Consider the following 24,824-nt stretch of genomic DNA (forward strand, 5'->3'; position numbering starts at 1 on the left):
CGATGACGCGGCGCGCGCTGACGCTGACGATCTTCGCTGTCGTCATCGCTCTCCTGCCGGTGACGCCCGGCGTGCCGATTTTCTGGATCACGCTGCTCAACTATGTCGGGCTTGGCGCGATCGTCGCGATTGGTCTCGTCCTGCTCACCGGCGTCGGCGGAATGACGTCGTTCGGGCAGGCGGCGTTCTGCGGCTTCGGCGCCTATACGACGGCTGTGCTGACCACGACCTATGGGCTGTCGCCATGGCTCGCGCTTGTCGCCGCGATCGCGCTGACCATCGCCGCGGCGTTCCTGCTCGGCCTGCTCACGCTGCGATTGTCGGGACATTATCTTCCGCTTGGCACGCTCGCATGGGGCATCAGTCTCTATTTCCTGTTCGGCAAGCTTGATCTGCTTGGCCGCAATGACGGCGTCGGCAATATCCCGCCGATCTCTGTCTTCGGTTATCCCCTGATCGACGGGCGTGCGATCTATCTCCTCATCTGGACGTTCGTTCTGCTGGCCGGCGCGCTCACCACGAATCTTCTGGATTCGCGCATCGGCCGCGCGATCCGCACGCTGCGCGGCGGCGCGGCCGCCGTCGAAGCTTTCGGCGCTGATGCGGGGCGGTTGAAGCTTTTCGTCTTCGTCTATGCCGCGGCGCTCGCCGCGATCTCGGGCTGGCTCTACGCGCATCTCCAGCGCGCCGTGAATCCGACGCCCTTCGGCGTCAACGCCGGCATCGAATATCTTTTCATGGCCGTCATCGGCGGGCCGGGCCATGTCTGGGGCGCCATCGTTGGCGCAGGCTTCGTCGTCGCGCTGAAGGATGTGTTGCAGCGCCTCGCGCCGCATATTTTCGGCGCACAGGGAAATTTCGAGACGATCGTGTTCGGCGCCGTCGTCGTGCTGTTCCTGCAGTTCGCGCGCGAAGGGCTCTGGCCGTTCCTCGCCCGGCTTGTTCCCGTGGGTGTTCACGCAGCGAAGCCGCCTGCGCCTGCGCCGGACCTGCCTTCGCGCAGTTTGCCCAAGCGCGGCGAACCGATTCTCGCGGTGGAGAAAGTCCGCAAGGCGTTCGGCGGCCTCGTCGCCGTGAACGATGTCAGCTTCGGCGTGAAGGCGGGGGAGATCGTCGGCCTCATCGGCCCGAACGGCGCCGGCAAGAGCACCACATTCAATCTGGTGACGGGCGTGACCGCTCTCAGCGCTGGCGGCGTGTTGTTTCTCGGTCGGGCGATCGGCCGGGCCGACACGCGGCGCATCGCCGAGCTCGGCGTGGCGCGCACCTTCCAGCATGTGAAGCTGCGGCCCGACATGAGCGTGCTGGAGAATGTCGCGCTCGGCGCCCATCTGCGCGGGCGCGCAGGATTTCTGTCGAGCCTGCTGCGGCTTGATCGCAAGGAGGAGACGCGGCTGACGTGGGAGGCCGCGCGGCAGATCGAGCGCGTCGGACTGACCGATCTCATGCATGCGCCGGCCGGGAGTCTTTCGCTCGGGCGACAGCGCATCGTCGAGATCGCGCGCGCGCTCTGTCTCGACCCGGTGCTGTTGCTGCTCGACGAGCCTGCCGCCGGCCTCAGGCATTTCGAGAAGGAGCAGCTCGCGGCGCTGCTCAGAAGCGTGCGCGATCATGGCGTCAGCATTCTGCTGGTCGAGCATGACATGGGATTTCTGATGGGGCTGACCGATCATATCGTTGTGCTCGATTTCGGCGTGAAGATCGCCGAGGGCGCGCCGGCCGAGGTGCGCACGAATCCGGCCGTCGTCGAGGCCTATCTCGGGGGCGTCGCGTGACGTCACCGCTGCTCGAAGCGCGCGGCGTATCGGTCCGTTACGGCAAGGTGGAAGCGGTGCGCGATGTGTCGTTCGCTGTGCCGGCGGGCGCGATCGTCTCGATCATCGGCGCGAACGGCGCGGGCAAGTCGACCCTGCTCAACGCGATCATGGGAGCGCTGCCCTGCGCTGGCGAGATCAGGATCGACGACAAGCCGGTCGCATCGCGACCGATCGAGCAACGCGTCGAAGAAGGGCTCTCGCTCGTGCCGGAGCGGCGCGAGCTCTTCGGCGCGATGTCGATCGAGGACAATCTGCTGCTTGGCGGATTTCGTCGCCCCGCGCAGCAGCGCAACGAATCGCTTGAAAAGGTGTTTGCGCTCTTTCCGCGCCTGCGCGAACGGCGACGCCAGGAAGCGGGCACGCTGTCGGGCGGTGAGCGGCAGATGCTCGCCATGGGACGGGCGCTGATGGCGCGGCCGCGCGTGCTGATGCTGGATGAGCCAAGTCTTGGCCTCGCGCCGCGCATTGTGCGCGACATTCTCGACATCGTCGTCGCCCTGCGCGATCAGGGCGTCGCCATCCTCCTGGTCGAGCAGAACGCCGCCGCGGCGCTGAAGATTTCCGACTACGCCTATGTCATGGAGTTCGGCCGCTTCGCGCTGGAGGGAACGGCGAGCGATCTCGCGAAGGACGAGCGCATCGCCGACATCTATTTCGGCGCAGGCGAGCGGGCGGCGAGCTAATCGCGACCGGGAATCGCAGCGAGAAGCCGCTGTGTATATTCGTGCTGCGGCGCGCTGAGCAATTGGGCTGCGGGCGCGATCTCGACGATCTCGCCGCGATGCATCACGGCGATGCGGTCGCAGATCTGCGCGGCAACATGAAGATCATGCGTGATGAAGAGCATGGAGAGGCGCAGCCGCTTCTTCAGCTCACCAAGAAGATCGAGCACCTGCTTCTGCACGGAGACGTCGAGCGCCGAAACAGGTTCGTCGGCGACGAGCACGTCGGGTTCGAGCGCAAGCGCGCGGGCGATGCCGATGCGCTGCCGTTGTCCGCCGGAGAATTCATGGGGATAGCGATCAGCGGCGCGCGGATCGAGGCCGACGAGTTCGAGCAGCCGCGCCGCGTTGGCTTTCGCCTCGGCGCGCGGCGCGCCGTTGGCGATGGGGCCATCGGCGATGCTCATGCCAATCCTGCGGCGCGGATTGAGCGACGCGAACGGATCCTGAAACACCATCTGGATTTTTCGCCGCGCCGAACGCAACGCGCTGCCGTGCGCGGCGAGCAGATCGACATCGCCTAATGTCACCGCGCCGCGATCGGCCTCGACAAGCCGCGTCACCAGCCGCGCGATTGTCGACTTCCCCGAGCCGGATTCGCCGACAAGGCCGAGCGTCTCGCCGCGCCTGATGCTGAAGCTCACGTCTCTCACCGCGGCGACGATGCGTGGCGGCGCGAGGAAGTCGGTGCGCGTGACGTAAGTCTTGGTGAGGCCGGAGACCGCGCAGCTCACATCTTCCGCTTCGAGATCGCGCGCCGCCGGCGGCGTCAGCGAGGGAACGGCGGCAAGCAGCGCCTTCGTATAGGCGTGCTGCGGCTGTTGCAGCACGTCGCGCGTCGCGCCGGCTTCGACGATTTCGCCGCGCTGGAGAACGACGACACGATCGGCGATCTCGCGCACCACGCCGAAATCATGGGTGATGAAGACGACGCTCATATTGCGCCGTCTCTGGAGATCGCGGATGAGCCGCAAGATTTGCGCCTGCGTCGTGACGTCGAGCGCGGTCGTCGGCTCGTCCGCAACAAGCAGCGATGGTTCGAGCGCCAGCGCCATGGCGATCATGGCGCGCTGCCGCTGCCCGCCCGAGATCTGATGGGGATAGGCGCGCACGATGCGCTTGGGGTCAGGCAGGCCGACTTCGCCTGCGAGCGCGATGGCGCGCTCGCGACGTTCGTCTAGCGTCAGCAGATCATGCGCCTCGAACACTTCCGCGATCTGATCGCCAATGCGCATGACGGGATTGAGCGCCGTCATCGGCTCCTGAAAGATCATTGCGATGCGCTGGCCGCGCAGCGCGCGCCAGCTTGCGAGATCGAGCTTCAGGAGATCGCGCCCCTCGAACAGGATTTCGCCCTTCGCCGGCCGGATCGTGGGCGGGAGCAATCCCATGAGCGCCTGCGCGCAGACCGATTTCCCCGAGCCGGATTCGCCGACGACGCATAGCACTTCGCCCGGCTGTACGGTGAACGAGACGCTGGAGACCGCGAGCTTGCGATCAGAGCCCGGCGGCAGCGTCAGGCTGAGATTGCGAATGGCGACGAGCGGCGCGTCCATCTCCGCCTTCCCGCGCGCGATCAGTAGCCGAGCGCGAGGCCATCCTTGCGATGATCGGAGCCGCCAAGCAGCACGCCATTCTCCTCATCGATCCAGATCGCCTGACAGCCGCCATGCGGCGCTTCAGCCCTGACGACGCGATGGCCGCGCTTCGCGAGATCGTCGGCGATCGCAGCGTCAATCGTAGGCTCGATCGACAGCGCACCATCAACGATGAAGCTGCGCGGCCGATCCGACGCCGACTGCGGATTGTCGCCGCGATCGACGATGTTGGAAAGGATCTGCGCATGGCCCGTCGATTGGAACTGGCCGCCCATGACGCCAAACGACATCACGGCGCGATCGCCCTTGGTGACGAGGCCGGGAATGATCGTGTGCAGCGGCCGCTTGCGCGGCGCGATGGCGTTCGCATGGCCCTTCGTGAATCTGAAGCCGCTGCCGCGATTCTGTAGCAGCACGCCTGACTCCGCGGCATAGATGCCGCTGCCGAACGCGTTGAACAGCGAATTGATGAAGGACACCGCGTTGCGGTCGCGATCGACCACGGTTACATAGACCGTGTCGCGATGAACCGGCCCGTCCCAGGTTTCCGGCGGCAGCGCCTTGTCGAGCGAAATCGGCTTGCGCATGGCGCCAATCGCGCTGTCGGACAGAACCTCCGATACATCGAACGGCGCGAAGGCGGGATCAGCGACCAAGAGATCGCGCTTGCGATAGGCGGCTTTCGTCGCTTCCGCCATGAGATGGATACGATCGGCTTCACTGAGATTGCTCGCGCCGAGATCGAAGCCTTCGAGAATGCGCGCGATGATCAGCGCGGCGAGGCCCTGTCCGTTCGGCGGGCATTCATGCAGCGTGTAGCCGCGATAGTTCGCGCTGATCGGCTCGACATAATCGCAAGTCTGCGCGGCGAAATCGTCAAGCGTGTGCAGGCCACCGAGATCGCGCAACGTCTTCACCATGTCGTCGGCGATCGCGCCTTTGTAGAAGGCGTCGCGCCCTTCGCGACCGATGCGCTTCAGCGTGCGCGCCAGCGCCGGCAGCGTGAGCCGCTGTCCGACTTTCGGAACCTCGCCGCCGGGGAGATAGACGGAGGCGCCGGCGTAGCGCCCGACGCGCTCGGAGAAGCGCGCCCAGTCATGAGACACGCGGGGATGAATGACAAAGCCGCCTTCCGCCGCCTTGATCGCGGGTTGCAGAACTTCGTCGATGCTCTTGCGCCCATGATCGGACGAGAGCCGGCACCAGGCGTCGACGGCGCCGGGCACGGTCACCGCATGCGGCGAGTGATCCGGAAGCGCGGTGATCCCGCGTTCGAGGAACCAGTCGAGATGCGCCGCGGCCGGCGCGCGGCCGGAGCCATTGAGCGCCACGAGCGGTTTGCGCCCGCGCGGCGCGAAGAGAACGAAGCAGTCGCCGCCAATTCCCGTCATGTGGGGATCAACGACGCCTTGCAGAGCCACGGCCGCGATCGCGGCGTCGATGGCGTTGCCGCCGGCGCGCAGGATGTCGAGCGCGGCGAGCGTGGCGGCGGGATGCGAGGTCGCGGCCATGCCGTTCTCGGCGACGGCGACCGAACGGCCGGGGCTAAGGAAATTCCGCGTGCGGTTCATCATGGGCGAACTCTGACTATGCCGTTGCTTGCGACGGCGCAGGGGAGGCGGGCAAGGTGAATTCGGTTTGCAGCCCTGCCAGTCCGAACAGGCTGTCATGCAGCGCGGTCAGGGCGACGTTGATGGCGCCGATGATGGCGGCGCGGCTGCCGAGCGCGCTGGACTCGACAGCGAGCGGCAAAGGCAGATGCCGCGCGATGAAGCCGCGCAGGCGCTCGATCAGCTCAGGGCGCGCGCCGATGCTGCCGCCGAGCACGATCAGTTCGGGGTCGACGATGGCCTGGATCGCCATCAGCGCGTGGCAGAGAATGCGCGCGATTTCATCGAGCGTCGCGGCGGCGGCGATATCGCCTTCGCCGAGCCGGTCGAACATGGCGCGCACGTCTAACGTGTCGCCACCAAGCGCGCGATAACGGTCGAGAATGGCCGCGCTGCCGATCGCCGTCTCCAGCGCGCCATGGCGCATGCCGCGCGAGTCGAAGGGATCGCCGCCGATCGGGAGATAGGCGATCTCGCCCGCTGCGCCGCGCGCGCCGCTGACGATCTGTCCATTGATGACGAGCCCCATGCCGACGCCGGTGCCGAGCGCGACGAAGGCGAAGGATTGCCGGCCGGCGCAGCAGCCGCGCCAATGCTCGCCTTTCGCGGCGAGATTGACGTCGTTCTCGATGCGCACGTCACAGCCAAGTTGTTGGCGCAGCGCTGCGGCGACATCGATCTCGTCGAGATGCGGAATATTCGGCGCCATCGAAATCGCGCCTGATTTCGCATCGAATACGCCGGGGCTGCCGAGCGCCGCGCTGCGCAACGCGGCGCGATCGGCCTTCGCTTCGCGCATCAGCCGATCCGTCATCGCGGCGATCTGCGCGACGACGCTCATGCCGCCATCGGGATCAGTCGGCTCGACGCTCTCGGCGATGATCTCGCCAACGATGTTGGCGAGCGCGACGTGAATCTTGGTGCCGCCGAGATCGACGCCGATGACGAACGCGGCGTTGCGCTCGATCTCGTAGGTGACGGCGCTGCGGCCGAGCCCGCCCTGCGTCTGTCCCTGCGGCCTCACCCAGCCGCTATCCTCGAGCGCGCGCACGACCTCGGACATTGTCTGTTTGGACAGGCCGGTGATGCGGGCGAGCTCGGCCCGCGACACCGGCCCGCGATGGAGGACGGCCTCGATCACCGACCGCACCGAAATCTGGCGCGCCATGGGCGGAACGGGAGGGGTGGCGTCGTTCATGCAGCCTAAATCGTCAGGTTTCCGAACTAATAGGATGGCAAATCCGCCGAAAGTCAACGCCAGCGCTGTGTCGGAATCCGGATCATCGTCTTTTTGCAGTGTATTTCGTCAGGCCGCTTTACAAATACATGCGCGCGTGCATGCTTGCGTCCTCGCTTGCGAGCCGTGGGAGGACGTCATGCAGGTCAGCCGGTCCATCGCTTCGATCGCCCTCGCGGCGGCTTTGCTGGGAGGCGGAGGCGCGGCGCTCGCGCAGAACGCCAATCTTACCGTCGGCATCCAGGACGACCCCGATGCGCTCGATCCCGCCGTCAGCGCCACCTACACCGGCCGCTTCGTGTTCGCGGCGATGTGCGACAAGCTCGTCGACATCGCGCCCGATCTCACGATCGTTCCGCAGTTGGCGACGAGCTGGGCCTGGGCGCCCGATCAGAAGTCGATCACCTTCAAGCTGCGCAGCGGCGTGAAGTTTCACGATGGCGCGCCTTTCGACGCCGCCGCCGTCAAGTTCAACATCGAGCGCATGCTGACGATGAAGGATTCGCGCCGCAAGGCCGAGCTTTCGCCGGTCGCGAGCGTCGATGCCGTGTCGGCCGACGAGGTGAAATTCAATCTGAAGGAGCCGTTCGCGCCGCTCCTCTCGGTGCTGAGCGATCGCGCCGGCATGATGGTGTCGCCACAGGCCGGCGCGAGGGATGATTTCGCCGCCAACCCCGTCTGCGCCGGCCCGTACAAATTCGCCGAGCGCAAGGCGCGCGACCTCATCCGCCTGACGAAGTTTTCGGATTACTGGGACGCGGCGAGCTACGGCTATGACAGCGTCACCTACTACTACATCCCCGACTCCACCGTGCGCCTGTCGCGCGTGCGCGCCGGCGATCTCCAGATCGCCGAACGCATCGCGCCGACCGATCTCAAGACGGTGCGCGACGACAAGAATCTGAAACTGCATGGCGCGCCGGGCCTCGCGGTCTCGCATCTCATGTTCAATGTCGGCGTCGGTGAGAAGGCGAACGGGCCGATGGGCAAGAACGCCAGCCTGCGCAAGGCGTTTGAATTGTCGCTCGATCGCGCCGTCATCAACCGCGTCGCTTTCAATGGCGAATACACCGCCGACAATCAGATGATTCCGCCGTCCGATCCTTTCTATTCCAGGGCGAATCCGGCGCCGGCGCGCGATGTCGCCGCGGCGAAGAAGCTCATCGCGGCTGCCGGCGCGACGACCGTGCCGGTTGAATTGACCTATGAGAACTCGCTCACCGATGGGCGCGTCGCGCAGATCGTGCAGTCGATGGCGAAGGAGGCGGGCTTCGACGTGAAGCTCTTGCCGCTCGAAACCACGACCGCGATCGAGCGCTATCTCGCCGGCAATTTCGAGATGTATATCGGCAACTGGAGCGGTCGCGGCGATCCTGATCCTACGCTTTACGCCTTCTTCTCCTGCGGCGGCGGCCAGAACGTCAACAAATACTGCAACAAGGATCTTGAAGGCGTGCTCAATCAGGCCCGCGCCGAAGGCGACATCGCCAGGCGCAAGGCGCTCTATGAGAAGGCTACGGCGATATATCTCACCGATCTGCCAAGCATCCCGCTCTATCATCCGAACTGGTATTTCGCGGCGCGGGCCGCAGTGGCGGGAATCAATGTCTATCCCGATGGCCTGCTGCGCCTGAAAGGCGTGAAGCCTGCGCAGTGATTTATGATGTCGTTGGAAAGCGCAGTCGCTGCCAAACGTCGTCATGCAATTCCAGCTCGTCATGGCCGGACTTGTTCCGGCCATCCACGTCTTGCCTTTAACGGAGAATAAGACGTGGATGCGCGGAATAAATCCGCGCATGACGGCGAGAGAGGCGCCTATGCGGAGGCCGAGCGTTCCACTTGTCGCAAGTTCAATCGAGGCGCTGTCAGCGCGGCGAGGGTAGGGAATGATCCGCTTTCTCGCCAGCCGCCTGGCCGTCGCCATTCCGACGCTTCTGCTGGTGTCTCTGCTTGTGTTCGCGCTGCAGAAGCTGTTGCCGGGCGATCCCGCGCTCGCGCTCGCCGGCGAAGAGCGCAATCCTGAAGTCATCGCCTTCCTGCGCGCGAAATATCAGTTCGATCAGCCGATCCCGGTGCAATATGCGCGCTGGCTGACGGCGTTCGTGCAGGGCGATCTCGGAACCTCGGTGCGCACCCGCCTGCCGATCGCAGCGATGATCGCGGAAAAGCTGCCGGTGACGATCGAACTCGCGACTCTGTCGATGCTGATTGCGATCATCATCGGCGTGCCCGCGGGCGTCATGGCGGCGCTGCGCCGCGGCTCGATCTGGGATCATCTCGTCAGCGTGCTTGGCCTCGCTGGCCTCTCCATTCCGAGCTTCTGGCTCGGCATCATGCTGATCCTGTTCTTTTCGGTGACGCTGGGCTGGCTGCCATCCGGCGGCTATGTCCCCTTCTTTCAGGATCCGATCGGCAATCTCCGCACCATGGCGATGCCGAGCTTCGTGCTCGGCGCCGCGGCGGCCGCGATCATCATGCGCCACACCAGAAGTTCGATGCTGACGGTGCTCAAGCAGGATTTCGTGCGCACCGCGCGCGCGAAGGGGCTTGTCGAGCGCAAGGTCGTCATCCGCCATGCGCTGCGCAACGGCCTTATTCCCGTGGTGACTCTTGGCGCGCTGCAGTTCGGCCAGCTTCTCTCCGGCGCCGTGTTGACCGAACAGGTGTTCGGCATTCCCGGCTTCGGCAAGATGATTGTCGATGGCGTGTTCGGCCGCGATTACGCCGTGGTGCAGGCCGTGGTGATGTGCGCCGCCGCGTTCTTCCTGCTCATGAGCCTGATCGCCGATCTCGCCTACGCCCTGCTCAATCCGAGGCTCAGGGGATGAGCGACGTCGCGACAGACGCGGATTTTTCCGCCGCGCGTCTCCGTCAGGTCGGCTGGCGCCGGTTGCTGCGCGAGCCCGCGGCCATCGCCGGCGGGCTGATCGTCGGTGCGTTCGTGCTGATCGCGATCTTCGCGCCTCTGGTTGCGCCTTACGATCCCAACGCGTCGGACTGGATGGCGGTGCGCGAGGCGCCCGGCCTGGCGCATCTGTTCGGCACGGATGATCTCGGCCGCGACATTCTCTCGCGCGTGATTTTCGGCGCGCGCGCCTCACTGGCGGCGGGTTTCCTCTCGGTGACGATCGCGCTCGTGATCGGGACGCCGCTCGGACTCATCGCCGGCTATTTCGGCGGCGTCATCGACATCGTGATTTCGCGCCTTGCCGATGCGCTGCTTGCCTGTCCGTTTCTCGTGCTGGCGATCGCGCTCGCGGCGTTCCTGGGGCCGAGCCTGCAGAACGCCATGATCGCGATCGGCGTCTCCGCCGTGCCGATCTTCGTCAGGCTGGCGCGCGGCCAGACGCTCGCGGTGCGCGAAGAGGATTACATCAGCGCCGCGATTTCGCTGGGCGTGTCGCATCCCAAAATCATGGCGTCGCATGTCTTGCCGAACATCCTGCCGCCCATCGTCGTGCAGGCGACGCTGACCACGGCGATTGCGGTTCTCGCCGAAGCGAGCCTCGCCTTTCTTGGTCTGGGGCAGGCGCCGCCCGATCCCTCCTGGGGCAGCATGCTCGACGCCGCGCGTCAGTTTCTTGTCGAGGCGCCGTGGATGGCGATCTGGCCGGGCCTCGCGATCGTGGTCGTGGTGATCGGCTTCAACATGCTGGGCGACGCGTTAAACGACGTGCTCAATCCGCGCGACTGATATCGAATGCTCGGGATCGATCCCTACGCCGTCATCCCGGGGCTCGCGGAACGCGAGAGCCCGGGATCCATCGTGCAGCTTGCACAATTTCCTGGGTTCCGGGCTCGGCGCTGCGCGCCGCCCCGGAATGACGGTGGAGAGAGTTGCGGCGACTTTTGCGAGCTCTCACGTCTTTCATTGAAGAGGCTGATATGAACCGCTCCGTGCTTCCCGTCCTGCGCATCGGTTTTGTCGGGGCGGGCTTCATCGCGCATTTCCATCTGCAGGCGCTGACCGGCGTGCGCAATGTGGTGGTCACAGGCGTCTACAGCCCGCGCGGCGAGCGGCGAGAGGCCTTCGCCGCGAAGGCGCGGGCGCTCGATCTCGGGGAGTGCAAGGCCTACGCCTCGCTTGGCGCCATGCTGGCGTCCGGCGAGGTGGACGCGATCTGGCTCTGCAATCCCAATCATACGCGCGTCGCCGCGATGCGCGAAATCCACACTGCGGTGAAGGCTGGCCGCGCGTCGCTGCGCGCCGTCGCCTGCGAGAAGCCGCTGGCGCGCACGCTGGGCGAAGCGCGCGAGATGTTGCGGCTCGTCGAAGATGCGGGCCTGCTGCACGGCTATCTCGAAAACCAGTTGTTCTCGACGGCGGTGCAGCGCGGCCGTGAGATCATCTGGCGCCGCGCCGCGCCAAATACGGGCCGTCCCTATATTGCGCGCGCGGCGGAGGAGCATAGCGGCCCGCATGAGCCCTGGTTCTGGCAGGGCGAGAAGCAGGGCGGCGGCGTGCTCTCCGACATGATGTGCCACAGCGTCGAGGTGGCGCGGTTTCTTCTGACCGCGCCTGGTGAAAAGCGCGATGCGCTGAAGCTCATCAGCGCGAATGCGACGGTCGCGACGCTGAAATGGAGCCGGCCCGCCTATGTCGAGAAGTTGAAGGCGAGCATGGGCCGCGAGGTCGACTACGCCAAACGTCCGGCCGAGGATTTCGCGCGTGGCCTCATCACGCTTGAAGACGCGGACGGCCAGCAACTCATGATCGAGGCGACGACGTCATGGGCCTATGTCGGGCCGGGCCTTCGCATCACGCTTGAACTTTTGGGGCCGGAATATGCGATGGAGTTCTCCTCGCTCAACACCGGGCTCAAGATCTTCCTGTCGCGCGCCGTCACCGGCGCGAGCGGCGAGGATCTCGTCGAAAAGCAGAACGCCGAACAGGGCCTGATGCCGGTGCTGGAGGATGAAGCCGCGATCTATGGCTACACCATCGAGAACAGGCATTTCGTCGAGGCGTTCCGCCATGGCCGCATGCCCGACGAAAGTTTCAGCGATGGCGTCGCCGTCGTGCATATGCTGATGGCGCTCTATCGTTCGGCGGAATTGGGCCGCACGGTGAATTTCGCTGATGAGAATCTCGACGATTATGTGCCGCCCGTGGCGCGGCCGGCGTGAAGTATGATGAGATTAGAGCGTTTCGTTTTGGAGTTTTCATGGGAGAAGCGGTCATGCGCGGACTTGTTCCGCGCATCCACGTCTTCTGCTGTTGAAAGAAAGACATGGATGGCCGCGACAAGCGCGGCCATGACGCCGCGCTTGATCATCACCAAACGAGAAGCGCTCTAATCTCGTCACGCTTCAGAACACCGCGGATATTCTTGAACTCACGCCGGCGACGCCGAGGTGCGGAAGACCACGAGCTGAGGGTGGTTGACCGACTTCATATATTCGACCGGCTTTCCCGCCGCATCGTTGGCGACGAGGCGTAGCACGAGCGCTGACGACGCGGGTTTCATCCCGAGCAGTTTCGCTTCGAGATCGGTGCAGGCGCCGACGCTGATTTCGCGATCGGCCACATGCGCCGCGACGCCATAGCGCTCCTGCAGCAATCCATAGAGCGACTGTCCGGCGACAAGGTCTTCGGCGACGAGATCGGGAAAGCGCTCGGCCGGGAGATAACTCGTCTCGATGCAGAACGGCGTGTCGTTCACGGTCCACAGCCGCCGGAACATCACGAGCTCCGCGCCGACAGGCAGCTTCAATCGCTCCGCCACCTTGTCGTTGGCGGCCGACTGGCCGAAATGCAGCAGCTTGTTGCCGGGCGCGGCGCCGCCGCTATGGATGATGCGGGTGATGCCGAGCGAGGAGCGCACATCGATCGGTCGCGCCACGCGCGGCAGCGGAATGCGCGTGCCGCTGGTGCCATTGCGTTCGAGCACGCCGCGCTCGACCAGCTTGTCGATCGCCTTGCGCACCGTCATGCGGTTGGCGCCAAGCTGTTCGGCCAGCGCCCGTTCGGACGGCACGCGGTCGCCGGCCGAGAAATCGGGGCCGCTGATCAGCTCCAGGATATAGTCCTGGATCGCGACATAGACCGGCTTGCCGGCAGGTTTCGCCAGGGCGGTTGGGGTGGCAGCGGCCATGCCGTCGGTCTTTCCTTTCTCGGTATATAACCCAGCTCCCGGAAAAGGTGGCGGCCTTCCCAGAGGAATTTGCACATCTTACCCGCCCGCCATGCATTTGCGCGCTCCGCGGGTTTCGCCGCTTGACAGCCTCTGGCCTCAAACTGGTATATACCAGATCAGGAATTGGAGGAGGCGCCCGATGTCGATCAGCTACGATCCCTCAAAGATCATCAGCGATCTCGACCGCACCCGCGCCTCCTTGCCGCGGGCCATGGCGCTCGGCCGCGAACTCGCTGGCGAGATCGACCGTATCTATATGGTCGCCGCCGGCTCGGCGAACCGCGCCATGCTCGGCATCAAATACTGGATCGAGCACTACAGCCCGACGATCGAGGTCCGCCGCGCCTTTCCCGCCGAGTTCATGGCGCAGAATTCGCCGCGCCTCGACAAGCGCACGCTCGTGCTGCTCGCCTCGAAGTCGGGCACGACGCCGGAGACTGTGGCCGCCGCGGAGTTCCTGAAGGACAAGCCCTGCCGCGTCATCGCCTTCAGCCAGTGGGAGGACAAGCCGCTCGCGCGCAGCGTGAAGCAGTGCTTCACGGTCGGCGAGACCAGCGAATCCTTCACCGCCATGTTCATGCTGATGCAGGCGCTGGTCGGCGGCGTGATGGCGGAGAAGGACGGTTGGCCGCTCGCCGACAAGCTGCTCTCGTCGCTCGACGCGCTGCCGGGCGCGATCGCCGACGCCGCCGTCGCCAACGAGGATCGCGCCGCGTCTGATTCGCGCGCCTATCGCAATGACAGGTCGTTCTATCACGTCGCCTCCGGCCCCGGATTCACCACGGCCTATGTGTTCGGCGTCTGCATCCTCATGGAGATGCTCTGGCTGCATTCCTATCCGATCGAAGCGGCCGAATTCTTCCACGGCCCGTTCGAGATCGTCGATCGCCAGACGCCGCTGATCCTGATCAAGGGCGAGGACCCCAGCCGCCCGCTGATGGAGCGCGTCGAACGCTTCTGCGCCACCTACGCCGAACGCGTGATGGCTTATGATTCAAAAGACTTCGCCATGACCGGAGTCGACGAAGCGATTCGCCCGATCGTTGCGCCCTATGTGCTGCAGGCGGCGTTGAAGCGCATGGCGGCGCATCTCTCGGTGCTGCACAATCAGCCGCTGACGACGCGACGCTATATGTGGAAAGTCGCCTACTGATCGGGCGCGGAGGCTCCGGTGGTGAAACTGCTCGGCCTCGGCGACAACACGGTCGACACCTATGTCGATCAGGGCCTCCAGTTTCCGGGCGGCAACGCGGTCAATGTCGCGGTACTCTCGGCCAGGCTTGGCGCTGAAGCAGGTTATCTCGGCTGTCTCGGCGGAGATGAAGCAGGCGACATTCTGCATGCGGCGCTGACGGCGGAAAAAATCGATCTCACGCGCTGCCGTCGCCGCGCCGGCGACAATGCGCGGGCGCGCATCGGTCATCGCAATGGCGACCGCTATTTCATCGGATCGCATCCCGGCGTGCGCGCGGATTATCGCTGGGAGCCAGCGGATTTCGCGTATATCGCCGGATTCGATCTTACCCACACCAGCATCTACAGCGAGCTTGACGAACCGACGCTTGCGAAGATCAAGGCGGCGGCGCCTCGCCTCTCCTTCGATTTCTCCGAGCGCTGGACAGATGCGATCCTCGCGCGCGATCTGCCGCCTCTCGACATCGCGTTTCTCTCCTCGCCGAAAATGAACGACGCCGAATGCGAGGCGCTGCTGCGCGCCAGCGCCGCGAAGGGGCCGGAGATCGTCGTGATCACCAGAGGTGAGCGCGGCGCCATTGCGATCGGACATGGTCGCATCATCGCGCAGCCCATCGTTCCCGCCGATGTCGTCGATACGCTCGGCGCCGGCGATGGATTCATCGCGGGTTTTCTCGTGAAGAGTCTATCAGGCGCGCCGCTCGAACAGGCTCTGCGCGCCGGCGCCGAATATGCGGCCGAGGTCTGCGGCCAGCAGGGCGCATTCGGTCATGGCAGGCCGTGGTCCGCAAGTGAGTCCGCGACATCTGTCGCGCGGTCGTGAACAATTTGCAGAAGGAGAGAAGAGATGAGCGAGATCATCAAGGTCAAGTCCGGCAGCAAGTTCGAAGATCTCAACAGCTATTCGCGCGTCGTTGTCGCCGGCGACATGATCTTCGTCTCCAACACCGCCGGCCGCAATTACAAGACGCGCGAGATCGCGCCTGATGCGCGCGGCCAGGCCGAGCAGGCGTTCCGCAACATCGAGGGCGCGCTCGCCGCGGTCGACGCCTCGCTGAAGGATGTGGTCGCGATCAAGGTGTTCGTGCCAGATATCGCCGACATGGCGGCGGTCGGCGAAATCGTTGGCGCGAAATTCCGCGGCATTGATCCCGCCAACACCACCACCTGCACGCCGCTCGGCCAGCCCGAGCTGAAAGTCGAGTTCGAGGTCACGGCCTACAAGAGGCGCAACGCGAGCGAGCCGGAAAAGCGCGTCCGCGTCGACCTTTCCTGAGCTACAGTCTGCGCGCCAGAGCATGGCGCGAAAAAGTGGGAACCGGTTTTTCGCAAGGAGCCATGCTCTGAGTCTTTAGAACCGATCACGTTCCCGCACTTTGATTTTTCAATCAAAGTGCGGCGTGATCTTATGAGGAGCGCGCATGCCTGACGTCATCATCATCGGCGGCGGAATCACCGGCGCCGCCGCGGCTTACGAGATCGCGCGCGCCGGCCATTCCGTCACGTTGATCGAGAAGCGCAAGCTCGCCGCCATGGCGTCGGGCTGGACGCTCGGCGGCGTCAGGCAGTCAGGACGCGATCCCGCCGAACTGCCGCTGGCGCTTGCAGCCGTCGAACGCTGGGCGGGGCTCGATGAGGAGCTTGGCGCGCCAACCGGCTATCGCCGCGGCGGCAATCTCCGCCTCGCGCGCACGCCTGAGGAAACCGATGTGATCCGCGCGCTCGTCGATGAGCAGCGCGCGAAGGGCCTGGAGCTCGATTATCTCGCTGACAACGCCGCCATCCGCGAAATCGCGCCCGCGGTGGCAGCAGACATTCTCGCGGCGTCGTTCTGTCCGACCGATGGGCACGCCGATCCCGTGGCTGCGGTGACGGCGTTCGCCGAAGCGGCGCGGCGTCATGGCGCCGAGATTCGCGAGGGCGTCCGCGCGCTCAGTCTTATCACGACAAACGGCGCGGTGACCGGCGTCGAAACCGATCACGGTCCGATCCATGCCGATCGCGTCATCGTTGCGACCGGCGTACATGCGCCGGAGCTGCTCGGCGGCGTCGGCCTCTCGCTGCCGCTGCATATCCGCATCGTCTGCGTGCTGCAGACCGTGCCGGTCGAAACGCGATTTGCGCAGGTGTTCGGCGTCGCCAACGCCGACTGCGCCGGCCGCCAGGAAATCGACGGCCGCTTTCGCGTCACCACGGGAATCGGCGAATGGCCGCACGCCGTGCCGACATGGACGGCGGATCAGCTCCAGCCATCCGCCGCGGACGTGCGCCGCCTGATCGATCTGACGACGCGCGTGCTGCCGGTGCTCGGCGAGACGGGCGTGAACCGCGTCTGGGGCGGCCTCATCGATCTCACGCCCGATGCGCTGCCGGCGATCGACGCGCGCACCGGCGTCGAGGGGCTTGTCGTCGCGGCGGGCTTCTCCGGCCACGGCTTCGGCATCGGGCCTGTGACTGGCGAAATCCTTTGCGATCTCGCTCTCGGTCGTCAGCCGCGTTTCGATCTCGCGCCCTTCCGGCTTGATCGCTTTCGCGATACAGCCGCGCCGGCCGCGCTTACGCTCCACGGGTGATGACGATGCTCGATCCCAAAGGCCGCGTCATTCTCGTGTCTGGCGCCAATCGCGGCATCGGCCGCGCTGTCGCGGACATGCTTTACGCCGAAGGCTATACGCTGAGCCTCGGCGCGCGCGATCAGGCGGCGCTGGCGCGCATCAGCGAAGGCTGGGCGCAGGAGCGCGTTCATCTCGCGCGCTATGACGCCGCAAACTGGGTGACCCATCGCGCCTGGATCGACGCTGCGGCGGCGCGCTTCGGCCGCATCGACGGGCTCATCAACAATGCCGGGATGCGCAGCTCGATGACGCTGCGCGCGCCCGATGAGAACGAACTCGATGCGATGTGGGCGACCAACTGCAAGGGGCCGCTGAACCTTATCCATTGCGCGCTGCCGCATCTCGAACAGAGCGGTTCAGGGCGCATCGTCAATGTCGCGTCCATGTCCGGCAAGCGCGTGCGCAACGACCATGTCGCCTACAACATGACGAAGTTCGCGGTCGTCGCGCTGACCCATGCGGCGCGGCGCATCGCCTGGGACAAGGGCGTGCGCGCGACAGCCGTCTGCCCGTCCTTCGTGCCGACCGACATGACCGCTGGGACGACCGCCATCGGCCGCGAGGCCATGACCCAGCCTGACGATCTCGCGCGGCTGATCGCGACCGTTGTTGCGCTGCCGAACAATGCGGCCGTGGCGGAGCTGCTGGTGAACTGCCGGCTGGAAGACATGCTGTGAGAGGAATTCCGGAAACTGGAACTGGTCGGGACGACCGATCATGCTGTTTTCGCGATGGTCCCCGGCTTGCATTTGCGGGGACTTGCGTCACACGATGAGTTGGCAAGCGTTCGAGGGGAGGAGTCCGATGGCGCGTCAATCTGGTGAACTACTGAAGGGGGCGAGGCGCGTTTCGCTCGCCGCCGCGCTGTCCATGGCCGCGGCCTTCGTCGCGACGCCGTCCTTCGCGCAGAAGACGGTGCTCAATGTCGGCATGCAGAGCTCCGACGCCGGCGTGCTCGACCCGCATCTGAATTCCGGCACGCCGGGAAAGGCGATGCTGCAATGGATGTTCAACGGTCTCGTGCGCATCAAGCCCGGCGAATTGTCGCCCGATTTCATCGAGCCCGATCTCGCCGAAAGCTGGACGTCTTCGCCCGACGGCAAGACCTGGACCTTCAACCTGCGCAAGGGCGTGCAGTGCCATCACGGCTTCGGCGAATTCACCTCCGAAGACGCGGTGTTCTCGCTGAAGCGCGCAGCGACGAAGGAAACGTCGGCCTTCTCGTCTGATTACACCGCGATCGATTCGATCGAGGCGCCGGATAAATACACGGTCAAGATCACGCTGAAGCAGGTGATCCCGAGCCTGCTTGGCATCGTGATGAATTATCACGGCGGCAACATGGTCTGTAAGAAGGCCGTGGACCAGATGGGCAATGACGGCTTCGCCAAGAAGCCCATCGGCACCGGCCCCTTCATGTTCTCGGAATATGTGCCGCAGCAATATGCGAAGGTCGTCGCCAATCCCGACTATTTCCGCGGCAAGCCTAAGCTGACGGAAATCGTCTATCGCTTCATCCCCTCGGATTCCTCGCGCGATCTCGCCTTCCAGGCGGGTGAAGTCGACATGATCCTCGGCCGGCAGGAGCAGGCCTGGGTCGATCGCATGACGGCGACGCCGGGCGTGAAGGTCGTGCCGATGGGGCCGGCTGAAATGTCGATGATCTCGCTCAATATGAGCCAGCCGCCGCTCGACAATATCAAGGTCCGGCAAGCGATCGCGCATGCGATCGACCGTAACGCGATCTGGCAGTTCCGCGGCAAGAATATCTCGCGTCCCGCCGTTTCGGTGGTGCCGTCGGGCTATACCGGCACGGACGAGAAGGCGCCGCTGCTGAACTATGATCTCGCCAAGTCGAAGGAGCTGCTGAAGGAGGCAGGCTTCCCCAATGGCGTGACGATCAAGGCGATCAACACCACGCTGCCGTCGATGCTGAGCTTCACCGAGGCGGTGCAGGCGCAGTTGAAGCGCGCCGGCATCACGCTGGAGATCCAGCCGGTGGAGCACGCCACGTTCCATCAGCAGATCCGGCAGGACCTGTCGCAGTTCGTGCATTTCCAGGCGGCGCGTTTCCCCGTCGCCGACGTTTATCTCACGCAGTTCTTTCATTCGCGTTCGATCGTGAAGACGCCAACCGCGGTGACGAATTTCTCGCACTGCAATGTCGCGGACAAGGAGATCGACGAGGCGCGCGCCGAGCCTGACAAGGCGAAGCAGCTCGCTTTGTGGAAGACGGCGCAGGAGAAGATCATCAAGGAGGTTTGCGCCATCCCCGTGAACGAGATGCTGCAGCTCTGGGCCTACAAGGACAGCCTTGATCTCGGCTATGAGCTGAAGGCTTCGCTCAATCTCGGCCCGCCGGTTCTGGAGACGACGCGCTTCACGAAATGATGCGTTTGCTTGCGCGCGATGGTGCAAGGTTAGATTCGATGCGCGTCGCACGCTCGATATGTTCCCCTCCCCCTTGCGGGGAGGGGCCAGGGGTGGGGGTGGAATTGAAACGTTCGATGCCGCCGATAAGGCGCAATCATGGCCCGACCCCCACCCCGATCGCTTCGCGATCGACCCTCCCCGCAAGGGGGAGGGTGACGCCCTCACCGACGTAAGTCAGGCCTGCGATGGGCGCATTTCTGGTCAAGCGGCTCGGCTTTGCGGTTGTCACGCTCTGGGCTGTTCTGACGCTCGTCTTCATCGTGGTCAGGATCGTCCCCGGTGATCCCGCGCAGGTGATCCTCGGCGATCAAGCTGACGCGCGCGCGATCGCAGCGATGCGGACGCGGCTCGGCCTCGATCGCTCGCTGATCGAGCAATATTGGAGCTTCCTCTCAGGCGCCGCGCAGGGCGACTGGGGCGTTTCGCTGGTGACCGGGCGGCCCGTCATCCGCGAGATTCTCGCGGTGCTGCCCTGGACGATCGAACTCACCATCGTCTCCATGGCGATCGGCGCGGTGATCGGCGTGCCGCTCGGCGTATGGGCGGCGGTCAATCGCAATCGCATTCCCGACTATGTCACGCGCATCGCTTCGCTGCTTGGGCTTTCCTTTCCGCCTTTCGTGTCGGCGATCATCCTGCTTATCCTGTTCGCCATCCAGCTGCGCTGGTTTCCCGTCATCAGCGCGCGCGCCGGCTCCTTCTCCGACTGGTTCCAGTCGATGGCGCTGCCGGCGCTCAATCTCGGCCTCATCATGGCCGCCTACATCACGCGCGTGACGCGTTCGGCGATGCTGGAAGTGCTGCAGGAGGATTATGTCCGCAGCGCCCGCGCGAAAGGCGCGCCGCATCGCGTCGTCGTGTGGCGGCACGCGCTGCGCAACGCGCTCATTCCCGTGGTGACGATCGTCGGCCTCTATTTCGGCATCCTGATCGGCAATTCCGTGCTGACCGAAATCGTGTTCAACCGGCCGGGGCTGGGCAAGCTGATCATCGGCGCGCTCAACCAGCGCGACTACACCATGCTGCAGGGCATGATGGTGATCTACACGCTGATCGTCGTGCTGGTGAACATCGCGACCGATCTCGCCTACGCCTTCATTGATCCCAGGGTGAAGCTTAAATGAGCGCGTCGATCCACGACGCCGCGCCCGCGCCGCCGTCGCGCGCCCGCTGGCTGAAAGCGACGGTCGCGGCGTTCAACGCCAACAAGACCTCATGGGTCGGACTGGTGGTTTTCGTGCTGGTGGCGCTCGCCGCAGCGTTCGCGCCGCTGCTGTCGCCGCACGATCCCCTGGAGCAGGACATCCTTTCGCGGCTGCAGCCGCCGCACGAGGATTTCTATCTCGGCTCGGATTATTTCGGCCGCGACATCCTTTCGCGGCTCCTCTACGGCGCGCGCATCTCGCTTGTCATCGGCGTCGTCTCGACGGTGATCGCCATGGTGCTGGGCTCGCTGATCGGCGTGCTCGCCGGCTGGTATGGCGGCCGCTTCGATGTGATCGTCATGCAGACGATGGACATCCTGCTGGCGTTTCCCTCGCTCATTCTCGGCCTCATTCTCGTCGCGATGCTCGGCCCCTCCATGGAGAACATCATCATCGCGATCGCGCTGACCTCGGTGCCGTCCTTTGCGCGCATTGCGCGGGCGCCGACGATTTCGGTGAAGGAGCGCGAATATATCGAGGCGGGAAGGGCGCTGGGCTTCTCCGACGTGCGCATCATGGCGCTACATATTTTCCCGAACATCTTCCCCGAGATTCTGGTGATGGCCTCGCTCTGGCTCGCTAACGCGATCCGCACAGAAGCGTCGCTCGCCTTCATCGGCCTCGGCGTGAAGCCGCCAACGCCAACCTGGGGCGGCATGATCCGGGAAGGCTTCGAGAACATCCTCGACAGCTACTGGCTCGTTCTGGCGCCGAGCCTCGCGATTCTCATCGTCGTCTTCGCGCTCAATATTCTGGGCGACGGATTGCGCGATGCGATCGATCCCAAGCTCAAGGGCGAGCGATGAGCGCGCCCGTCCTCAGCATCGAACATCTCACGACGTCGTTCCGCATCGGCGGCGAGTGGCGCGCCGCCGTCGACGACGTATCCTTTGCGATCGGACCGCGCGAGACCGTCGCGGTCGTGGGCGAATCCGGTTCGGGCAAAAGCGTCACGGCGCTGTCGATCATGCGGCTCGTATCGCCGACCAACGGAAAGATCGAGGGGCGCATTGCGCTTGAGGGACAGGATCTGGTCTCGCTGCCGGAAGCGGAGATGCGCAAGGTGCGCGGCAATCGCATCGCCATGATTTTCCAGGAGCCGATGACGAGCCTCAATCCGGTGCTGCCCGTCGGCTTCCAGATTTGCGAAGCGCTGCGCTTCCATCGCGATCTCAACGCCAGCGAAGCCGAGGCCGAAGCGCTGCGCCTGCTCGACCGCGTGCGAATCCCTGCGGCGAAGCAGCGCTTCCGCGATTATCCCCATCGTCTCTCCGGCGGCATGCGCCAGCGCGTGATGATCGCGACCGCGCTCGCCTGTCGGCCGAAACTGCTCATCGCGGATGAGCCGACCACCGCGCTTGACGTCACCATCCAGGCGCAGATTCTCGAACTGATCAAGGCGCTGCAGGACGAGGAGGGCATGTCCGTCCTTTTCATCACGCACGATATGGGCGTCGTCGCCGAGATCGCCGATCGCGTCGTGGTGATGTGGAAGGGCAAGAAGCTCGAAGAGCGTCCCTCCGCCGACATTTTCGCTGCGCCCGAGCACGCCTACACCAAGTCGCTGCTCGCGGCGGTGCCGAAGCTCGGCGAGATGAAGGGCCGCGCCCGTCCGCTGCGCTTTCCCGCCATTGATCCCGCGCGCGGCGAAATCGTCGCGCCGCCGGTCGAAGCCGCCGACACCGTGCGCGCAAGCGAAGCGCCCATCCTCAAGGTCGAGAATCTCACCACGCGTTTCGACATCAGGGGCGGCGTGCTCGGCCGCGTGAAAGGGCGCGTGCATGCGGTTGAGGATGTCTCCTTCTCGCTGCGCGCTGGCGAGACGTTGGCGCTGGTCGGCGAATCCGGCTGTGGAAAATCGACGACGGGCCGCTCGATTCTCCGGTTGATCGAGCCGACGCGCGGCGCCGTCAGCTTCGAGGGCCGCAGCGTGACCTCGCTGTCGCGCTCGGAGCTGCAGGCGGCGCGGCGGCGCATGCAGATGATTTTTCAGGACCCGTTCGCCAGTCTCAATCCGCGCAAGGCGGTGGGCGATGCGATCGCCGAACCGATTGTGGTGCATGGCCTCGCGGGAAAATCTGAAGCGCGCGAACGCGCCGGCGATCTCCTGCGCAAGGTTGGCCTCGCGCCTGAAATGGGCCAGCGCTATCCCCATGAATTCTCAGGCGGCCAGCGCCAGCGTCTTGCGATCGCGCGCGCTCTGGCGCTGTCGCCGAAGCTGATCGTCGCCGACGAAGCGGTGTCGGCGCTCGACGTGTCGATCAAGGCGCAGGTGCTCAATCTCATGCTCGACCTGCAGCAGGAGCTGGGCCTCGCCTATCTCTTCATCTCGCATGACATGGCGGCGGTGGAGCGCGTCAGCCATCGCGTCGCCGTGATGTATCTCGGCCGCATAGTCGAGATCGGGCCACGCGCGTCCGTGTTCGGCGATCCGCGCCACGCCTATACGAAGAAGCTGATGGCCGCCGTGCCGACGCCCGATCCGTCGCGCCGCGCGCTCAGGCGCGAGCTGGCGGTCGACGAAATTCCAAGCCCGATCCGACCGGCAAACTACACGCCGCCGGAGCGGCGGCTGGTCGAGGTTGGCGAAGGCCACTTCATCGAGGCCGACGACGGCCACGGAATGCGATAATTGGTATCGACCAGTTCACGTTTTCGCTTGCAGATCGCAATTTTCGGCGCAAAACTGGTATAGCCCAAGCGAGATTGCCTGGGCCTGAAGGGGGAGGTCCCGCATGTTCACTCCGTCCCGTCGCTCTCTGCTGGCAGCCGGCGCCGTTCTGCCCTTTGCGCGGCTTCCGGCGAGCGCCGCAACCGGTAAGACGCTTCGCTTCGCGCTCTCGAGTTTCCCGCCGAGCCTGCAGCCATGGCTGCATACCGGCACCGCGGCGCTCACCGTGAAGCTGCTTGTCTTCCGCGGCCTCACCGGCTTCGGCCCCGATGGCGAAGTCCGGCCGGAACTCGCGGAATCCTGGACGCAGGAAGGCGCGACGGGTTGGCGCTTCAAGCTGCGCCCCGCGACCTTCCACAATGGCGCGCCGGTCACGTCTTCCGACGTGAAGTGGACGCTTGAACAGATCGCCGCCGACAATTCGACCGCGTTCCTCAAGAATGAATTCAAGACGGTCGAGCGCATCGAGACGCCTGATGCGCAGACGGTCGTCATCACCATGAAGCAGCCGACCGCGACGTTGCCGCTGTGGCTCGCCAGTCCGCATGCGCCGATCATCGCAAAGGATTCGATCGGAAGCGGATCGCTCGGCGTCGGCGCTGGTCCCTTCGTGATGAAATCGCAGGAGCGCGGCGTCTCGATCGATGTCGCGGCCTTCGAGAAATATTACAAGCCCGGCCTGCCGAAGCTCGCCAGCATCAAGCTTATCGCCTACGCCGATGAGAATCTGCGCGTCGCGGCGTTGGAAGCCGGCGATATCGATCTCATCGAATATGTGCCGTGGCAGAACATGGCGGCGATCGAGAAAAACCCGAAACTGAAGCTGCTTTCGGCCGACGGTCCATTCATGGGCCTGAATTTCAACGGCGAGAACGGGCCCTTTAGGGATGTGCGCCTGCGGCAGGCGGTGGCGCATGCGATCCGCCGCGAAGAGATCGTGCAAGCGGCGTTCTTCGGCCGCGGCCGGCCGCTCGAAGGGATTCCGATTCCCTCCAGCAGCCCCTATTTCGACGAGGCGCGCTCGAAAACGTGGAAGTACGATCCCGATCGCGCCAAGAAGCTGATGGCGGAAGCGGGCGTCGCCAAGGGCTTTTCCTGCACGCTGCTGTCGACCGCGCAATACGGCATGCATAAATCCACCGCCGAAGTGGTGCAGGCGCATCTCGCCGAGATCGGTATCGAGGTGAAGCTGAACCTTCCGGACTGGGCGACGCGCGTCGCCATGGGCGGCAAGGGCCAGTACGAATTCTGCGTGCAGGGCACCGCCGCCGATAACAATGATCCCGATGGTCTGGGGCCCATTCTCGATGGCGAACTGCCCGCCAATATCGCGCGCAGCTATGGCATCAAGACGCCTGAGATGCATGATCTCTTCGGCAAGGGGCGCGCCGAATTCGACGTGGCGAAACGCAAGGCGATCTATGCGCAGCTCGAGAAGCTGGCGCTGGAGCAGGCGCCTTTGGTGGGCCTCGCCTGGCGCGCGCAGGGCTACGGCATGGTGAAGAACATGAACGGTTTCACCAGCATGCCCGGCGGCACGAATTTCTTCTCGGCCTATACGCTGGAATCGACCTCGCTCGACTGA

At 64.8% G+C, this 24,824-nt stretch carries 20 protein-coding genes; 16 read left to right on the forward strand and 4 right to left on the reverse strand.

Going from position 1 to position 24,824, the window contains the following annotated elements:
• The first annotated feature begins 2 nt into the window (after window positions 1–2).
• A complete protein-coding gene (locus tag L8F45_RS30290) occupies window positions 3–1,775 on the forward strand; it encodes a branched-chain amino acid ABC transporter ATP-binding protein/permease (protein ID WP_342364413.1) in 1,773 nt (590 codons plus the stop codon).
• On the forward strand, window positions 1,772–2,500 hold the full coding sequence (locus L8F45_RS30295) for an ABC transporter ATP-binding protein (RefSeq protein WP_342364402.1): 729 nt from the start codon (window positions 1,772–1,774) through the stop codon (window positions 2,498–2,500). Before L8F45_RS30290 ends, L8F45_RS30295 begins: the two co-directional genes overlap by 4 nt.
• Here the strand turns inward: L8F45_RS30295 and L8F45_RS30300 are convergent.
• The 3 genes from L8F45_RS30300 to L8F45_RS30310 are packed head-to-tail and all read right to left on the reverse strand — an operon-like array spanning window position 2,497 to window position 7,002.
• Complete coding sequence (locus L8F45_RS30300) at window positions 2,497–4,095, reverse strand: ABC transporter ATP-binding protein (RefSeq protein ID WP_342364403.1); 1,599 nt, start codon at window positions 4,093–4,095, stop codon at window positions 2,497–2,499. The two genes, L8F45_RS30295 and L8F45_RS30300, sit on opposite strands and share 4 nt — an antisense overlap.
• A 20-nt stretch (window positions 4,096–4,115) precedes the next feature.
• Window positions 4,116–5,708 (reverse strand): gamma-glutamyltransferase, encoded by a 1,593-nt coding sequence (ggt, locus tag L8F45_RS30305; protein ID WP_425330076.1) that lies wholly within the window; start codon window positions 5,706–5,708, stop codon window positions 4,116–4,118.
• Between the two features lie 16 nt (window positions 5,709–5,724).
• Complete coding sequence (locus L8F45_RS30310) at window positions 5,725–7,002, reverse strand: ROK family transcriptional regulator (RefSeq protein WP_342364405.1); 1,278 nt, start codon at window positions 7,000–7,002, stop codon at window positions 5,725–5,727.
• Between the two features lie 121 nt (window positions 7,003–7,123).
• Between L8F45_RS30310 and L8F45_RS30315 the strand changes: the two genes are divergently transcribed.
• From L8F45_RS30315 to L8F45_RS30330, 4 genes are all read left to right on the forward strand, one after another.
• On the forward strand, window positions 7,124–8,641 hold the full coding sequence (locus L8F45_RS30315) for an ABC transporter substrate-binding protein (RefSeq protein ID WP_342364406.1): 1,518 nt from the start codon (window positions 7,124–7,126) through the stop codon (window positions 8,639–8,641).
• Between the two features lie 229 nt (window positions 8,642–8,870).
• A complete protein-coding gene (locus L8F45_RS30320) occupies window positions 8,871–9,812 on the forward strand; it encodes an ABC transporter permease (RefSeq protein WP_342364407.1) in 942 nt (313 codons plus the stop codon).
• Window positions 9,809–10,678, forward strand: coding sequence for an ABC transporter permease (locus tag L8F45_RS30325; RefSeq protein ID WP_342364216.1), 870 nt, complete (start codon window positions 9,809–9,811; stop codon window positions 10,676–10,678). Before L8F45_RS30320 ends, L8F45_RS30325 begins: the two co-directional genes overlap by 4 nt.
• Before the next feature lie 191 nt (window positions 10,679–10,869).
• Window positions 10,870–12,111: a Gfo/Idh/MocA family protein gene (locus L8F45_RS30330; protein WP_342364217.1), complete on the forward strand. Its 1,242-nt coding sequence runs from the start codon at window positions 10,870–10,872 to the stop codon at window positions 12,109–12,111.
• A 209-nt stretch (window positions 12,112–12,320) separates the two neighbouring features.
• On the opposite strand, the gene L8F45_RS30335 is transcribed toward L8F45_RS30330, so the two are convergent.
• Window positions 12,321–13,079, reverse strand: a complete 759-nt coding sequence (locus tag L8F45_RS30335; protein WP_342364218.1) for a GntR family transcriptional regulator — start codon at window positions 13,077–13,079, stop codon at window positions 12,321–12,323.
• Window positions 13,080–13,260: 181 nt separating this feature from the next.
• On the opposite strand from L8F45_RS30335, the gene L8F45_RS30340 reads away from it, so the two are divergent.
• From L8F45_RS30340 to L8F45_RS30385, 10 genes are all read left to right on the forward strand, one after another.
• Window positions 13,261–14,274 carry an SIS domain-containing protein gene (locus L8F45_RS30340; RefSeq protein WP_342364219.1) on the forward strand — a complete coding sequence of 338 codons (1,014 nt, stop codon included), beginning with the start codon at window positions 13,261–13,263 and terminating at the stop codon, window positions 14,272–14,274.
• 18 nt (window positions 14,275–14,292) lie between these two features.
• Entirely contained in the window at window positions 14,293–15,138 is an 846-nt protein-coding gene (locus L8F45_RS30345; RefSeq protein WP_342364220.1) for a PfkB family carbohydrate kinase, read from the forward strand.
• A 24-nt stretch (window positions 15,139–15,162) separates the two neighbouring features.
• Window positions 15,163–15,591, forward strand: a complete 429-nt coding sequence (locus L8F45_RS30350) for a RidA family protein (protein WP_342364221.1) — start codon at window positions 15,163–15,165, stop codon at window positions 15,589–15,591.
• Between the two features lie 145 nt (window positions 15,592–15,736).
• Complete coding sequence (locus L8F45_RS30355) at window positions 15,737–16,888, forward strand: NAD(P)/FAD-dependent oxidoreductase (protein ID WP_342364222.1); 1,152 nt, start codon at window positions 15,737–15,739, stop codon at window positions 16,886–16,888.
• Window positions 16,889–16,893: 5 nt separating this feature from the next.
• Complete coding sequence (locus L8F45_RS30360; RefSeq protein WP_342364223.1) at window positions 16,894–17,607, forward strand: SDR family NAD(P)-dependent oxidoreductase; 714 nt, start codon at window positions 16,894–16,896, stop codon at window positions 17,605–17,607.
• A gap of 127 nt (window positions 17,608–17,734) precedes the next feature.
• The gene (locus tag L8F45_RS30365) at window positions 17,735–19,321 is read left to right on the forward strand and encodes an ABC transporter substrate-binding protein (protein WP_342364224.1); all 1,587 of its coding nucleotides are present in this window, start codon (window positions 17,735–17,737) and stop codon (window positions 19,319–19,321) included.
• A 227-nt stretch (window positions 19,322–19,548) separates the two neighbouring features.
• The gene (locus L8F45_RS30370) at window positions 19,549–20,487 is read left to right on the forward strand and encodes an ABC transporter permease (RefSeq protein ID WP_342364225.1); all 939 of its coding nucleotides are present in this window, start codon (window positions 19,549–19,551) and stop codon (window positions 20,485–20,487) included.
• The gene (locus tag L8F45_RS30375; protein WP_342364226.1) at window positions 20,484–21,374 is read left to right on the forward strand and encodes an ABC transporter permease; all 891 of its coding nucleotides are present in this window, start codon (window positions 20,484–20,486) and stop codon (window positions 21,372–21,374) included. Before L8F45_RS30370 ends, L8F45_RS30375 begins: the two co-directional genes overlap by 4 nt.
• On the forward strand, window positions 21,371–23,200 hold the full coding sequence (locus L8F45_RS30380) for an ABC transporter ATP-binding protein (RefSeq protein WP_342364227.1): 1,830 nt from the start codon (window positions 21,371–21,373) through the stop codon (window positions 23,198–23,200). Before L8F45_RS30375 ends, L8F45_RS30380 begins: the two co-directional genes overlap by 4 nt.
• Before the next feature lie 103 nt (window positions 23,201–23,303).
• The gene (locus tag L8F45_RS30385; RefSeq protein WP_342364228.1) at window positions 23,304–24,824 is read left to right on the forward strand and encodes an ABC transporter substrate-binding protein; all 1,521 of its coding nucleotides are present in this window, start codon (window positions 23,304–23,306) and stop codon (window positions 24,822–24,824) included.

It is taken from the genome of Terrirubrum flagellatum (genome assembly GCF_022059845.1).
Taxonomy (GTDB): domain Bacteria; phylum Pseudomonadota; class Alphaproteobacteria; order Rhizobiales; family Beijerinckiaceae; genus Terrirubrum; species Terrirubrum flagellatum.